Source organism: Hydrogenophaga laconesensis (genome assembly GCF_031457235.1).
GTDB classification, from domain to species: Bacteria; Pseudomonadota; Gammaproteobacteria; order Burkholderiales; family Burkholderiaceae_C; genus Hydrogenophaga; species Hydrogenophaga laconesensis.
On record NZ_JAVDWE010000015.1, the window covers coordinates 1 to 14,214 of the forward strand.

At 66.6% G+C, this 14,214-nt stretch carries 15 protein-coding genes and 1 riboswitch; of the genes, 4 read left to right on the top strand and 11 right to left on the bottom strand.

Going from position 1 to position 14,214, the window contains the following annotated elements; all coding sequences use genetic code 11:
- On the bottom strand, nucleotides 1–1,340 hold a 1,340-nt coding region (locus J2X09_RS21410; RefSeq protein WP_204735599.1), incomplete at its 3' end, for a methyl-accepting chemotaxis protein.
- Between the two features lie 49 nt (nucleotides 1,341–1,389).
- Nucleotides 1,390–1,920, bottom strand: a complete 531-nt coding sequence (locus J2X09_RS21415; RefSeq protein ID WP_204735598.1) for a chemotaxis protein CheW — start codon at nucleotides 1,918–1,920, stop codon at nucleotides 1,390–1,392.
- A gap of 216 nt (nucleotides 1,921–2,136) precedes the next feature.
- On the opposite strand from J2X09_RS21415, the gene J2X09_RS21420 reads away from it, so the two are divergent.
- Nucleotides 2,137–2,823, top strand: coding sequence for a transglutaminase-like domain-containing protein (locus J2X09_RS21420; RefSeq protein ID WP_204735597.1), 687 nt, complete (start codon nucleotides 2,137–2,139; stop codon nucleotides 2,821–2,823).
- An 18-nt stretch (nucleotides 2,824–2,841) separates the two neighbouring features.
- On the opposite strand, the gene metW is transcribed toward J2X09_RS21420, so the two are convergent.
- Nucleotides 2,842–3,423, bottom strand: a complete 582-nt coding sequence (gene metW, locus J2X09_RS21425) for a methionine biosynthesis protein MetW (RefSeq protein ID WP_204735596.1) — start codon at nucleotides 3,421–3,423, stop codon at nucleotides 2,842–2,844.
- Nucleotides 3,420–4,589 (bottom strand): homoserine O-succinyltransferase MetX, encoded by a 1,170-nt coding sequence (gene metX, locus J2X09_RS21430; RefSeq protein ID WP_204735595.1) that lies wholly within the window; start codon nucleotides 4,587–4,589, stop codon nucleotides 3,420–3,422. Before metX ends, metW begins: the two co-directional genes overlap by 4 nt.
- Nucleotides 4,590–4,643: 54 nt before the next feature.
- A riboswitch (SAM riboswitch) is annotated at nucleotides 4,644–4,719 on the bottom strand.
- A gap of 283 nt (nucleotides 4,720–5,002) precedes the next feature.
- Here metX and rbp point away from each other — a divergent pair.
- The gene (rbp, locus tag J2X09_RS21435; protein WP_204735594.1) at nucleotides 5,003–5,401 is read left to right on the top strand and encodes an RNA-binding regulator; all 399 of its coding nucleotides are present in this window, start codon (nucleotides 5,003–5,005) and stop codon (nucleotides 5,399–5,401) included.
- A gap of 96 nt (nucleotides 5,402–5,497) precedes the next feature.
- Here rbp and J2X09_RS21440 read toward each other — a convergent pair whose 3' ends face one another.
- The 4 genes from J2X09_RS21440 to J2X09_RS21455 are packed head-to-tail and all read right to left on the bottom strand — an operon-like array spanning nucleotide 5,498 to nucleotide 8,562.
- Complete coding sequence (locus J2X09_RS21440) at nucleotides 5,498–6,319, bottom strand: SDR family oxidoreductase (RefSeq protein WP_204735593.1); 822 nt, start codon at nucleotides 6,317–6,319, stop codon at nucleotides 5,498–5,500.
- Between the two features lie 19 nt (nucleotides 6,320–6,338).
- On the bottom strand, nucleotides 6,339–7,010 hold the full coding sequence (lptC, locus tag J2X09_RS21445) for an LPS export ABC transporter periplasmic protein LptC (RefSeq protein WP_310309300.1): 672 nt from the start codon (nucleotides 7,008–7,010) through the stop codon (nucleotides 6,339–6,341).
- A complete protein-coding gene (locus J2X09_RS21450) occupies nucleotides 7,007–7,552 on the bottom strand; it encodes a KdsC family phosphatase (protein ID WP_204735604.1) in 546 nt (181 codons plus the stop codon). Before J2X09_RS21450 ends, lptC begins: the two co-directional genes overlap by 4 nt.
- Before the next feature lie 11 nt (nucleotides 7,553–7,563).
- Nucleotides 7,564–8,562: a KpsF/GutQ family sugar-phosphate isomerase gene (locus J2X09_RS21455; protein WP_204735592.1), complete on the bottom strand. Its 999-nt coding sequence runs from the start codon at nucleotides 8,560–8,562 to the stop codon at nucleotides 7,564–7,566.
- 61 nt (nucleotides 8,563–8,623) lie between these two features.
- On the opposite strand from J2X09_RS21455, the gene J2X09_RS21460 reads away from it, so the two are divergent.
- Together J2X09_RS21460 and J2X09_RS21465 are read left to right on the top strand one after the other, a co-directional pair.
- Nucleotides 8,624–10,609 (top strand): monovalent cation:proton antiporter family protein, encoded by a 1,986-nt coding sequence (locus tag J2X09_RS21460; protein ID WP_204735603.1) that lies wholly within the window; start codon nucleotides 8,624–8,626, stop codon nucleotides 10,607–10,609.
- A 212-nt stretch (nucleotides 10,610–10,821) separates the two neighbouring features.
- On the top strand, nucleotides 10,822–11,367 hold the full coding sequence (locus J2X09_RS21465; protein ID WP_204735591.1) for an adenine phosphoribosyltransferase: 546 nt from the start codon (nucleotides 10,822–10,824) through the stop codon (nucleotides 11,365–11,367).
- A 19-nt stretch (nucleotides 11,368–11,386) separates the two neighbouring features.
- Here the strand turns inward: J2X09_RS21465 and J2X09_RS21470 are convergent, their stop codons facing one another.
- From J2X09_RS21470 to mnmE, 3 genes are all read right to left on the bottom strand, one after another.
- The gene (locus J2X09_RS21470) at nucleotides 11,387–12,103 is read right to left on the bottom strand and encodes a hypothetical protein (protein WP_204735590.1); all 717 of its coding nucleotides are present in this window, start codon (nucleotides 12,101–12,103) and stop codon (nucleotides 11,387–11,389) included.
- An 85-nt stretch (nucleotides 12,104–12,188) separates the two neighbouring features.
- Complete coding sequence (locus J2X09_RS21475; RefSeq protein ID WP_204735589.1) at nucleotides 12,189–12,680, bottom strand: Crp/Fnr family transcriptional regulator; 492 nt, start codon at nucleotides 12,678–12,680, stop codon at nucleotides 12,189–12,191.
- Nucleotides 12,681–12,788: 108 nt separating this feature from the next.
- On the bottom strand, nucleotides 12,789–14,195 hold the full coding sequence (gene mnmE, locus J2X09_RS21480) for a tRNA uridine-5-carboxymethylaminomethyl(34) synthesis GTPase MnmE (RefSeq protein WP_204735588.1): 1,407 nt from the start codon (nucleotides 14,193–14,195) through the stop codon (nucleotides 12,789–12,791).
- Nucleotides 14,196–14,214: the final 19 nt, after the last annotated feature.

The window sequence follows — 14,214 nt, forward strand, 5'->3', positions numbered from 1 at the left end:
CTCGCCGCGTCCGCGCTCTGGCGCACCGTGCTCGTGAGCTGCTCCATGCTCGCCGCCGTCTCCTGCAGGTTGCTCGCCGCCTGCTCCGTGCGCGCGCTCAGGTCCTGGTTCCCAGACGCAATCTCCACCGACGCCGTGTTGATGCTGTCCGTCGCGCTGCGCAGCTCGCGCATCATGCGGAGGAAGCGCTGGCGCATGCTCTCGACTTCGCGCACCAGGCGGCCGATCTCATCCTGTCGGCCCGACTGGAAGGCCTGGCTCAGGTCCCCCTGCGCCACTGTGGTCACGGCCGATGTGAGCTGCGCGAGCGGTTGGCTCACGTTGCGGCGCACCAGCATGTACAGACCCAAACCCAGCACGACGGTGGCCAGGGCCAGCATCGCCCACAGACCATAGATCGTGCGCCAGTAGCTGGCCATGGCTTCGGTGTCGGACACCTCACCCACCACCCACCAGCCAGACTGCGACTCGCGCTTGACCACCCAGGGGCTCTTGATGTCGGCATTGAGCAGCGGCACCGCGTCGCGGACGGTCACCTGGGGAGAACCGCGCATGGCGTCGAGCATCGCTGCCGCACCAGGGTTGACCTCCAGCACCTTCTTGCCAGCCGCCGTGGGGTGCGCCGCGAAGACGGCTTCCGCGTTCGAGCCCCGTGGGTCGATCACGTAGGTGCCACCGCTTTCAAAGAAGCGCGCGTCGGCCACCAGCTTGTCCAGCGCAGACTGGAAGTCGGTCACATCGAAACCAATGAAGAGAATGCCAACCACCTTGCCGGCGTCGTCCTTCAGGGCTTCGTAGTGCGTCATGTAGGGCTTGCCAAACAGTACGGCGCGCCCGGTGTACGTCTTGCCATCCAGCATCAGCGGATAGGCCGGATGCGTGCGGGCGAGCAGCGTGCCCATGGCCCGCTGCCCGTCTTCCTTCTTGAGTGAGGTGCTCACACGTTCGAAGTCGTCACCCTTGCGCATGAAAATCGTCGCCACACCGCCGTTGGTGCGGTTGAAGGTGTCGACCTCGGAGAAATCGTTGTTGAGCAGCATGCCCCAGCCCTTGAGCATGCCGGCCTGCACGTCCAGCTCGAACTTCTCGGCGAACTTCTGCCGGAACGGCCGGTAGGCGCGGTCCGTCATCATGCGGGCGGTGTTGTCGAACGCATCGATCGAATCGGCCACGGACAAGGCCTTGTCGGCCGTCCATTGCATCGTGCGCTCCCGGGAGGACCTCTCCGCCATGACGGACATGACGCCGCAGATGAGCACTAGCACCGTGGCGAGCAGGGCCACGGCGAGCAGGGCGACGCGGCGCGCCACCGAGCTCGGTCGGTCATTGGTTTCTCTCATGGGAACTCCTCGTCGCGGCCTTCGCCACGCTGTTGTCTGGGTCTGACGCTTATTGAAGGGCCTGGGCGTTGCTGTCCATCAGGCCCATGTCACTGCCGGACATCAGGGCTTCGATATCCATCAGGATGAGCATGCGTTCACCCACGCTGGCGATGCCGGTGATGAAGCTGGTGTTCACGCTGGTGTTCATTTCGGGCGCCGGCTTGATCAGATCGCCGGCAAGTTCCAGCACGTCCGACACCGAATCCACCACAGCGCCGACCACGCGGCCGTGCACGTTGAGCACGATCACCACGGTGAAGCCGTTGTATTCCACCTTCTCGCAACCGAGCTTGATGCGAAGGTCCACCACGGGCACGATCACGCCGCGAAGGTTCACGACACCCTTGATGAACGAGGGCGCGTTGGCAATGCGGGTGGGTTCTTCGTAGGAGCGAATCTCCTGCACGCGCAGGATGTCGATGCCGTACTCCTCACCGCCCAGGCGGAAGGTCAGGAATTCGGCGCTGGCCGTCTGTGCGGCGGCGGCCCGGGCACTGTCGTGGCGGGCAATGTGAGCGGCTTCGTTGCGCATGTCCATGGATCGGGTCCTCAATTGACGGGATTGGTCCAAGGAATATCGGCCAGGCCGTCGAGGGCTGAAGTCGAAAAAAAGCCGACAAACCGGCCCCAATCGCCGCCCAGGCACCTGGCGGGCGTCGCAACGAATGCCAAAGTACACATACGATCCCATGCTGTCCCAGGGTTTGTCCCTCAGGCGTCGAGGGCGACACATCCCATCTGGTAACTTGGCCCGATGAGCACAGACACACCGCCCGGCCCGCAACACCTGGCCCCAACCCGCTGGATCGAAAGCGAACACCCTGCCGTGCAGGCATTTGCCCGGGAACACGCCCGCGGCGACTCGCCGCGCGAGCGGGCGATATCGCTGTACCTCGCGGTGCGCGACCGCCTGCGCTACGACCCCTACCGGGTCGACATGTCAGACACCGGCATGAGTGCCAGCCATGCGCTGGAACTCGGCTACGGCTGGTGCGTGCCAAAGGCGGTGTTGCTGGCCGCCGTGGCCCGCGCCGCCGGTATTCCCGCGCGGCTGGGCTTTGCCGACGTGCGCAACCACCTCTCCACCGAGCGGCTGCGCAACACCATGAAGACCGATGTGTTCGCGTGGCACGGCTACACCAGCCTGTGGATCGATGGTGCCTGGCGCAAGGCGACGCCCGCCTTCAACATCGAGCTGTGCGACAAGTTCGGCCTGCTGCCGCTGGAGTTCGACGGAGAGAACGACTCCCTGTACCACCCCTTCGACCGCGAAGGCCGCCAGCACATGGAGTACGTGAACGACCACGGGGCCTTCGATGACCTGCCACTTGCGCGCATGCGCGCCGTGTTCAGCGAGCTCTACCCCTACATGCTCGTCGACGTGGACAAGGTCGAAGGCGACTTCGCGGTAGACGCTGCACAGGAAACCGGCCGCGCCTGACCCCGCGCAGCCGCGCCGTCAGCTCGAGAAACGGAAGACCGCCGTGCTGGCCATCAGGTTGGGCAACACGCGCACCTCACGGCCTTCGTGCAGGCCGAAGCTGTCTTCGATCGTGAGCCCGTTGCGCCGCGCCAGCACCTCGAAGTCGGCGTGTGTGCCGACGCGGATGTTGGGGGTGTCGTACCACTGATAAGGCAACCGCTTGGTGACGGGCATGCGGCCTTGCAGCACATGCAGGCGGTTGGGCCAGTGCGCGAAGTTGGGAAAGGCCACCACCCCCAGCCGCCCCACGCGCGCGGTCTCGCGCAGCATGGTTTCGGCGTTGCGCAGGTGTTGCAGGGTGTCGATCTGCAGCACCACGTCGAAGGCGTCGTCGCCGAACATGGTCAGTCCGTCTTCCAGGTTGAGCTGCAGCACGTTCACCCCGCGTCGCACGCAGGCCAGCACCTTGGCATCGTCGATCTCCACACCATAGCCACTGCAGCCACGCGTGGTCTGCAGGTGGGCCAGCAACGCACCGTCGCCACAGCCCAGGTCGAGCACGCGCGAGCCCGGCGGCACCAGCCGTGCAATGGCATCGTTCAAAGGTTTCTCGCTCACGCCACACCTCCTGCAATGGTCTGTTCGAAGTACGCCCGCACCGCTTGCAGGTAACGCGGGTCGTCGAGCAGGAAGGCATCGTGCCCGTGGGGCGCATCGATCTCGGCGTAGCTCACGTCGCGCCGGTTGTCGAGCAACGCCTTCACGATCTCGCGGCTGCGCGCCGGCGAAAAGCGCCAGTCGGTGGTGAAACTCACGAGGAGGAACTTGGCCCTGGCGCGCCCCAGCGCGGCGGTGAGGTTGTTGTCGAACGCACGCGCAGGGTCGAAGTAGTCGAGTGCGCGGGTGATCAGCAAGTATGTGTTGGCGTCGAAGTATTCGCTGAACTTGTCGCCCTGGTAGCGCAGGTAGCTCTCGATCTGGAATTCGATTTCCTGCGTCGAATAGCGGTACGCCAGTTCCGCGGCAGCTGCAGGGTCATCGGCGTCGCTCGAACGCAGGCTGCGCCCGAACTTCTCGTTCATCACGTCGTCGCTGAGGTAGGTGATGTGGCCGATCATGCGGGCAATGCGCAGGCCACGTCGGGGGAGCGTGCCCTCGCGCAGGTAGTGCCCTCCATGGAAATCGGGGTCGCTCACGATGGCGCGGCGCGCCACCTCGTTGAAGGCGATGTTCTCGGCGGTGAGGTTGGGTGCGCTGGCCACCACCACCGCGTGGCGCACGCGCTCGGGGTATTGCAAGGTCCAGCTCAGGGTCTGCATGCCCCCCAGGCTGCCACCCATCACCGCCGCCAGCGTCTGGATGCCCATGACGTCGAGCAGTCGGGCCTGGGCGTCCACCCAGTCTTCCACCGTCACGACCGGAAAGTCCGCCCCCCAGGGCGTGCCCGTGCCAGGATTGACATGGGTGGGGCCGGTGGAGCCGAAACAGGAACCCAGGTTGTTGACGCCAATGACAAACCAGCGGTCAGTGTCCACCGGCTTGCCCGGCCCGATCATGTTGTTCCACCACCCTTCGCTGCGCGCCAGCGGCTGGCCGTTGTCGTCGGCGTACCAGCCTGCCACGTGGTGCGAGGCGTTGAGTGCGTGGCAGATCAGCACCGCGTTGGAGCGATCGGCATTGAGCGTTCCATAGGTTTCCACCATCAGCTCGTAGGCCGGCAACACGGCACCGGAACGCAGCGGCAACGGTTCGGTGAATCGGAAGGTCTGGGGCGTGACAATCAAGGCCGTATCCTGCGGGCAGCGGTCGCCCAATGAAAAAACCCGGTGCCGCCAAGAGCGAGACCGGGAATCTCCCCTTTAGCGGCATTTTTAAAGCGCCCGCAATCTGGAACAAATCGGCGCTGGGTGTGAGTATAAATGGAATGGCCTGGTTCGATAGCAGCCTTCCACGGGCCGCCAAGACGGGTTTTCCCGGTGTGCCGCGCGCGATGTTGTAGCCGCGCATCGGCAATTTCACCGGCTTGCACATCCTGAAAAATAGTTAGTGTTTGCGGGACATTCCGCGCATAATCCCTTGGCGAGCGTCGAAAACGCTCGTTTTTTACAAGTGATCGGTCGGTTTCGCGTGCTACAGGTTTTTGTGTGCTAACGGGGCTCCATCGCTATTTTTCTCAGTGTTATTAGGAGTCCCAACCATGGGCAACAAACTGTACGTGGGCAATCTGCCTTACACCGTGCGCGACGAAGACCTGCAACAAGCTTTCAGCGCCTATGGTTCTGTCAACAGCGCCAAGGTCATGATGGAACGCGAAACGGGCCGCTCCAAGGGTTTCGGCTTCGTGGAAATGGGCAGCGATGCCGAAGCACAATCCGCCATCGAAGGCATGAATGGTCAATCGCTGGGCGGTCGCAGCCTGGTGGTCAATGAAGCCCGTCCGATGGAAGCCCGCCCCCCGCGCAGCGGTGGCGGTGGCTTCGGCGGTGGCCGCAGCGGTGGCGGTGGCTTCGGTGGTGGTGGCGAAGGCGGTTTCCGCAGCCCCTACGGCGGCGGCGGCCGTCGTGAAGGCGGTGGCGGTGGCCGCGGCGGTTACTGATCGCCCGCACCCGTCGAGCTGACCGGCGCCCGGCGCCGGTTCTACACGACACAAAAGCCCTGGGGCCTCTGCCCCAGGGCTTTTTTCATGGGGCCCTCAGGTGCCTGACGTCCGTTCCCCCTGCCGGTGCTTGCGGGGTCGCCCGGCGAGCACACGGTCGTACAGAGGATTGGGCAGCAGGCGCAGCAACTTGGCGACCACGCCCATCTGCCAGGGAATGACGCGGTAGCTCGTGCCCGCGCGTATGGCATCGAACGCGCGGTCGGCGAACACCTCCGCACTGAGCAGGAACGGCATGCTGTAGCGGTTCTGGCGCGTCAGGGGGGTGTCCACATACCCCGGCAACACGGTGACGACGGACACTCCACTGCCACGGAGCTCGCCGCGCAGGCTCTCGCAGTACGCCACCACGGCCGCCTTGCTGGCGCAGTAGGCACCATGCCCAGGAAGCCCCCGGATGGCGGCAACGCTGCCGATGCCGACCAGGGCACCACTGCCGCGCGCAGTCATGGCGGACACGAACGGATGGAAGGTGGCGGCCAGACCGGTGTTGTTGGTGGCGAAGGTGCGGGCCATGACGTCGATGTCGGCACGGTCGGCCGTGTCCATGCCGATGCTGATGCCCGCGTTGGCGATGACCACGTCCGGCACGCCCTGGCTGGCGAGGGTGGCCTGGCCTGCAGCGACGATGCTGTCGATGTCCGCCACGTCGGCCCCATACACCTGGCACCGGGCGGCGTCGAAGCCCTGGGTCCGCGCCCAGGCATGCATCTCATCCGTGCGACGCGCCACCAGCGCGAGGCGGTAACCGGCGCGCGCGAAGCGAGCCGCCAGCGCCTGGCCAATGCCGCTGGAGGCGCCGGTGATGAACACCAGCGGGCCGGCTGTCGAGGGGAACGAGGTCGTCGAGGTTGGCATGGTGACGAAACAGAAGGGGTCAGCGCGGCGCGAGTTGGACTTTCACGCGGCCTTTGAAGTTGGCGATCTGGTCTTCACCGGTGTAGTTGAGCGTGTCAGCCACCAGCCGGTCGTTGCCTCGCAGCAGGGTGACGGGGCGATCGGAGACGATGCGGTCGGGCTCCAGGAAGATATGCAGGAACTCGCCCTGGAACTCAAGTCGGGGCTGGGGCTGGCCATTCGCGTCGGTGCCGGCCTCGCGCACGATCACCGCGTTACCACGGAGCACGAATTCGGTGTTGTCGCCGTTGGTGGTCACCAGCTTGGCGGTCGCCACCGTGGGCAGGCCCTGTTTACCGATATGGCGGATGCGCGCGTTGTCGATCTCCACCATGTCGGTGGCGGGATAGTGCCGGGCCTCTGCGCCCTTGATCTCGGTCTTGAGCGTGCCCTGACCATCAAAGGCCTTGACCGAGAAACGGCGCATGAAGTAATCGGGCTCGACACTCACCGGCCGCTCTGCCTCGGCCACCTCGGGCGCGGGCGTGGAACGCAACAGCCAGTACGAGGCCAGCGCGAGCAGGCCCATCAGCAACACGGGCAGATAGATGGACAGTTGGTCGATCAGCTTGCGTTTGCGGCGTGGTGGGCGCGGCGCATCGACCGTCTGGTCGACGGTGTCAAAAAAGTCGAGGGGATCCGACGTACTCACCGCGCAGCCGCTTCCAGTTCATGGACGTAGACACCACTGGCCACCAGCAGCAGATCGCAGAATTCACGAACGGCTCCTGCGCCCGCCTGGCGCTCGGTGACGTGATGGGCCAGGGCGAGCACCTCGGCGTGCGCAGAAGGGGGCGCAGCGGCGAAGGCGGCACGGCGCAGCAGGGGCAGGTCGGGCCAGTCGTCGCCCATGGCGGCGGCTGCGCTCCAGTCGAGCCCGAGCTCGGCCAGGATCGACCCGGCGGCCGGGGCCTTGTCCTCGGTACCGAGCCTGGCATGCACGACCCCCAGCGCCGAAAGGCGCAGGCGCAGCGCAGCGGAGTCGCGTCCGCTCACCACGGCGGGGGTGATACCGGCACGTTGCAGCAGCTTGACGCCATGGCCGTCGAGCGTGTGAAAACGCTTGAGGGTTTCGCCCGTCTCGCTGAAATAGAGACCGCCATCGGTGAACACGCCATCGACGTCGAAGAACACCACGCGCACGGCCTGCGCACGCAGCAGCAGGGCGGGTGGAAAGGTCAGCACAGGGCGCAGGGGTTCCACGTTCAGATCACCTTTGCGCGCATGAGGTCGTTGCTGTTGAGCGCGCCGAGCAGGCGGCCTTGGTCGTCCACCACCAGCACGCTGGTGATGCGGCTGGCTTCCATCAGGCCGGCGGCCTCCACCGCCAGTGCATCCGGGCGCACGGTGCGGGGGTTGGGGTGCATGACGTCGCGCGCCCGCAAGGCGCGCAAGTCTGCCCCGCTCCCGGTTTTCTCGATCAAGCGTCGCAGGTCGCCATCGGTGAAGATCCCGACCACGCGACCCTCCGCGTCCACCACGGCGGCCATGCCCAGACCCTTGGCGCTGATCTCGCGCATCAGGTCCATGAGTCCGGCGTCCGGTCCGACGCTGGGGGTGTCGGCGACCACGCGCATGACGTCGCTCACATGGGTGAGCAGCTTGCGGCCGAGCGCGCCGCCAGGGTGTGAGCGGGCGAAGTCGTCGGCCCGGAAGCCACGCGCATCGAGCAAGGCCACGGCCAGCGCGTCGCCCAGCGCGAGCTGCGCGGTGGTGCTGGCGGTGGGAGCCAGGTTGTGCGGGCAGGCCTCCTTGTCGACGGACGCATCGAGCACCACGTCGGCGTGGCGGCCCAGGGTGGAATCACGCCGGCCGGTGATGGCCAGCAGGGGCACGCCCATCCGCTTGATGAGCGGGAGGATGGCGGTGAGTTCTTCGCTCTCACCGCTGTTGCTGATGCCCAGCACCACATCGGTGCCGGTGATCATGCCCAGATCGCCGTGGCTGGCTTCGGCCGGATGCACGAACATGGCCGGCGTGCCGGTGGAGGCCAGCGTGGCGGCCAGCTTGCGACCGATGTGGCCGCTCTTGCCCATGCCCATGACCACCACACGGCCAGGAATACCGAGCACAAGCTCGATGGCGCGGACGAAGGAGACGTCCACGCGCTGCGCCAGCGCGATCACGGCCTGCGCCTCGATGTTCAGGGTCTCCCTGGCCAGGGCCAGGGCCCGGGCCGGGTCGAAGGAAGGGGGCAGGGTCATGCGCGCAATTATCGCCGCCGCCCCGCTGCCACGCTGGCGGCCGGCCGATTACCATCGGTCGATGAACTCGCTCGATCTCGCGTTGCTCTACCTGCTGGCCGCCGTGCTGGCGGTGGTGGTGTGCCGCACGCTGCGTCTGCCACCCATGCTCGGCTACCTGGCCGTCGGCGTGGTGATCGGGCCGAATGCACTGGCGCTGGCGCAGAACTCCAGCGGGGTGCGCTATCTCGCCGAATTCGGCGTGGTCTTCCTGATGTTCGTGATCGGACTGGAATTCAGCCTGCCCAAGCTGCGCGCGATGAAGCGGCATGTGTTCGGCCTGGGCCTGTCGCAGGTGCTGCTGACCGTGCTGCTGACCACCGGGGGCTCGCTGCTGCTCACCATGCTGTTGCCGGCCTGGTGGAACGTCCCCTGGCAATCCGCACTGGCACTGGGCGGCATCATGGCCATGAGCAGCACCGCGATCGTGATCAAGATGGTGGCCGAGCGGCTGGAGCTGGAGTCGGAACACGGCAAGCGCGTGTTGGGCATCCTGCTGTTCCAGGACCTGGCGGTGGTGCCGCTGCTGGTGATCATCCCCGCCCTGGCCGCTGAACCCGAGGTCCTGTTGAGGGCACTCGGATGGGCCACGCTCAAGGCCGTGCTGCTGCTTGGCCTGCTCCTGACGGGTGGGCAGAAACTCATGCGCTGGTGGCTCACGCTGGTGGCGCGCCGCAGGAGCGACGAGCTCTTCATGCTCAACCTGCTGCTCATCACGCTCGGTCTGGCGTGGCTCACCGAGCACGCCGGCCTGTCGCTGGCCCTGGGTGCATTCGTCGCCGGCATGCTCATTTCGGAAACCGAATTCAAGCACCAGGTGGAGACCGACATCCGGCCGTTCCACGACGTGCTGCTGGGCCTGTTCTTCATCACCATAGGCATGATGCTGGACTGGCGTCTGGTGCTGGACCGCTGGCCGCTGGTGCTGCTGCTGCTGACCGTCTCGATGGCCTGCAAGCTCGCGCTCATCACCGCCATCACGCGCGCCTTTGGCGCCCCCATGGGCACGGCGCTGCGCACGGGTCTGTACCTGGCGCAGGCCGGCGAGTTCGGCCTGGTGCTGCTCGCACTCTCGGGCCAGAACAACCTGGTGCCGCCACAGCTGTTCAACCCGATCCTGGCGTCCATGGTGCTGTCGATGCTCGCCACACCCCTGGCCATCCTGTACGCCAACAGCATCGTGACCCGGCTGGTGGGCAGCGACTGGCTGATGCAGTCGGTGCAGATGACCAGCATCGCACGCAAGGCGATCAACGCGGACAAGCACGTGATCATCTGCGGCTACGGCCGCTGTGGCCAGAACCTCGCGCGCCTGCTGGAGGCGGAGGGCATTCCCTACATGGCACTCGACCTCGACCCCGATCGTGTGCGCCAGGCCGCCGCCGCCGGGCATTCGGTGGTGTTCGGCGATGCCGCCCGCCTGCAGGCGCTCATGGCCGCTGGCCTGCACCGCGCCAGCGCGGTGGTGGTGACCTACCTCGACACCGCCAGTGCGCTCAAGGTGCTGCACCACGCGCACGAGCAGGCCTCACACGTGCCGGTGGTGGTGCGCACGGTGGATGACGGCGATCTCGAGAAGCTGCGCAGCGCCGGCGCGGCCGAAGTCGTGCCGGAAGCAATCGAGGCCAGCCTGATGCTGGCCAGCCACGCGCTGGCCCTGGTGGGCGTGCCCATGCGGCGCGTGATCCGCGTGGTGCAGGACCAGCGCGATGCGCGCTACAACCTCCTGCGCGGCTACTTCCACGGTGCCGACGACAGCAGTGTCGACGAGATCGACCACGAGCGCCTCAACACCGTGACGCTGCCGGCAGGCGGGCGCAACGTTGGCAAGACGCTGGGCAGCCTGGCCTTGCACGCGGTCGGTGTGCGCGTGGTGAGCCTGAGACGTGCCAATGGCCGGGCGCAGACCCCGGAAGACGGCGTCGTGTTCGAGGGCGGTGACACCGTGGTCATCAGCGGCAAGGCCCCGGCCCTGGCACTGGCCGAGGAAAAACTGCTCTCGGGTTGATCGACGCGCTTCGTCGGCTGGCGGCCACCACATACCGGGAGCGCTGACCCGCAGATGCCCACGGTCAGCAGAATGCAGCGGTTGGCCAACCAAGACCACCTGGTTCCAGCCCATGGCATTGCACAGGGTCGCCATGGTCTCCCCCCCCGGCCCATGCGCCGGGGATTTTTTTGTCCCGCCGATAATGGCCGCTTCCCCCACGGAACGAGCCCATGGACACCTCTGCCTTCCTGAAATCCCACATCCGCACCGTGCCCGACTGGCCCGCACCGGGCGTGCAGTTCCGCGACATCACACCGCTGCTGCAGGACCCCAAGGTCTTCCGGGTGCTGATCGACACCTTCGTGCACCGCTACATGGACGCCGCCCTGCGCCCCACGGTGGTGGCCGGGCTCGATGCGCGCGGGTTCATCATCGGCTCGGTGCTCGCCTACGAGCTTGGCGTCGGCTTCGTGCCGATCCGCAAGAAGGGCAAACTGCCCTTCACCACGGTGGAAGAAACGTACGAGCTGGAGTACGGCAGCGCGACGGTGGAACTGCACACCGACGCGGTGAGGCCCGGGGACCGGGTGGTGCTCATCGACGACCTGATCGCCACCGGCGGGACGATGATGGCGGGACGGCGTTTGCTGGAGAAGCTGGGCGCCGAGGTGACGGAAGGCGCGGCCATTGTCGACCTGCCCGAACTCGGTGGCTCGGAGAAGCTGCGCGCGTCCGGGCTCGAGCTTTTCACGCTGCTCGATTTCGCCGGCCACTGAGCGGCGGGCGGGCGCCGTTTCAGAGCTTGCCGTACTGCGTTTCGCTCAGCGCGGCAAAGTCGCTGTGCGACTCGGGCACCGGCATCTCCGCCTGCGCTTCGGCAGGGGTGCGGTATGGCGCGGGCGGCTTGGCCTGCAAGGCCTGGCGAAACGCCGCCACCTCGTCGTCGTCGACCCTCTGCGCCGGACCGTTGGCGTGCGGCATGGTGGGACGGGGAATCGCCGTGTCACTGACCACGGGTTTGGGCCGCGGTGGTGGGGTCGCCGGCACGGCACCGGGTGTCATGGGCACGGCCTCGCGCCGTGTCTGAGCCGCCACGGCCGCCTTGAGCGCCATGCCCACCTGATCCGGCACGGCCTTGCGGCGCCAGTACACCGAACGCACGTCCATCTCATGGCGCGTGCGCCCACTCTGCTGGATCCAGCGCTCGATTTCGAGCAGGTACTCGTCGGGCATGGACAGGGCCGGCAAGGCAAGATCCACCAGCACCAGGAAAGTGTCCCCATTGGCGTCCAGCGTGAGCACCTTGAACTCGTAACTCGTGGACAGCACACCGGCCCGGATGAGCGACTCGCGCACCACCGAGAACAGCTGCTCACGACGCAGGATGCGACGCCCGCGGCGCGGCGAGATCAGCGGCAACGTGGTCTGGCTGAACTTCTTGCGGGCCCGGGTAAAGGGACCCTTGCCCGGTGCGGTGGTTTTTTTGGCCTGCAGCCAGCTCATCAGGGACATGGGAAGAGTGTGCGCCAGGGATGCGCGCGCAAAGGGTTGAAAAAGCAGCATCGGACAGCCCTGATTCCGTTCGCGTCGACCGTGCTCACGTCACGGCGACCCGCTTGGGCCGGTTGTACATGCGGCGCGCCAGCACGGCGGCCATGGCCACGCTCACATCCAGCGCGATGTCCGGGTGGCGTGTGGAGAGCTCGCGAAAACGCAGCGGCGTGAGGCACCACAGCCGGCAGTCGCTGCCCGCGTGCACCGTGGCGCTTCGCGGCAGGTGGCTGAAGAAGGCGCCCTCACCCAGCAACGAGCCCGATCCCACCACGGCGATGCGCACGCGCTCGCGCGAGTCTTCGTAGTGCACGGTGAGCGTGCCGCTCTCCACGAAGTACACGGTGCGGTCTTTCACACCCTGTTCGATCAGCACCTGGCCTTGCTGCAAGGCCACCGGCTGCAGGTAATTGGCCAACTGCGGCCACTGACCGTCGCTCAGGTTCAGCGGCACGGCGTCCAGCGCGCTGCTCAGGCGCATGGACTGGGCCAGACCTTGGATGTCGAAACGCACGGCAGTGGGCAACTGGGCATTCATGCGCTCCAAGATAACCGCGCCGCACCCCGTGCCGCAAGCATCCGCTTACCCGTTCTTACAGTTGCACTCCGGGCGGTATCGCAGCGGCCCCGAGCGGTGCCTGCTGCCTCACTTGCCGATGCAGAAACGCGAAAAAATCTCGCCCAGCAAGTCGTCGGCGGTGAACTCCCCGGTGATTTCGCTCAGTGCCTGCTGCGCCAGCCGCAACTCCTCGGCAAGCAGATCGAGATGCTCGGCGCGTTGCTGCAACAAGGCATGCGACGTCTCCAGGTGATCGCCAACACGCCGCAGGGCTTGCAGATGCCGCTCCCGGGCCATGAACAGCCCGTCGCCCGCGTGCTGCCAGCCCGCGATCTCCAGCAGACGGTGGCGCAGAGCCTCCAGCCCTGTGCCCCGCTTGGCCGATATCGCGAGCGCGCCGGGCTGATCTGCCGGCAACACGGCCATGCGGTCCGCCAACTGATCGAGCTTGTTCCAGATGTGCAGCACCGGCACACCCGCAGGCAGTGTGTCGGCCAGGCTTCTGGCAATGGACGCATCGGCTTCGCGATAAGCCGGCGCATCGGCGCGTGCAAGGTCGTGCAGGAACAGCACCGCGTCCGCGCGCTGGATGCGCTCCCAGGCGCGTTCGATGCCGATCTTCTCGACCTCGTCCACATCCGGGCTGTCCCGCAGGCCGGCGGTGTCGATGACGTGCAGCGGCACGCCCTCGATCTGGATCGTCTGCTGCACCACATCGCGCGTGGTGCCTGCCACGGGCGTGACAATGGCCAGTTCAGCACCCGCCAGCGCATTGAGCAGCGAGCTCTTGCCCGCGTTCGGCTGGCCGGCGATGACCACCTGCAGGCCGTCGCGCAGCAGCGCGCCCTGCCGCGCCTGGCCCTGCACGCCGGCCAGCGCTGTTCGCAGCCGCTCGAGCTGCCCCATGGCATCGGCCCTCTGCAGGAAGTCGATGTCTTCTTCAGGAAAATCCAGCGTCGCTTCGACCAGCATGCGCAGGTTCACCAGCGCGTCGCGCAGCGCGTGCACGCGGCCCGAAAAGACGCCGGCCAGCGAACGCGAGGCACTGCGCGCCGCGGCTTCTGTGCTGGCATCGATCAGGTCGGCCACCGCCTCGGCCTGGGCGAGATCGAGCTTGTCGTTGAGAAAGGCCCGCTCGGTGAATTCGCCCGCACGCGCCAGCCGCAGTGTGGGCGCGGTGCCGCGCGCGACCTCCAGGCAGCGCGCCAGCAGCAACTGCAACACCACCGGCCCACCATGGCCTTGCAACTCGAGCACGTCCTCACCGGTGTAGGAGTGTGGACCGGGAAACCAGAGCGCCAGGCCATGGTCGATCGGTGCACCGGCTGCATCGGCAAAGGGCAGATACGTTGCCTCGCGCGATTTCAGCGCGCGGCCCAGCAAGGCTTGCACGAACGGCGCCAGCCCCCGCCCCGACACCCGCACGATGCCCACGGCCCCGCGGCCGGGCGCGGTGGCAATGGCGACGATGGGGTCACGCGAGGCGGCAAGCATGGTGGGTGAGCATAAAAGA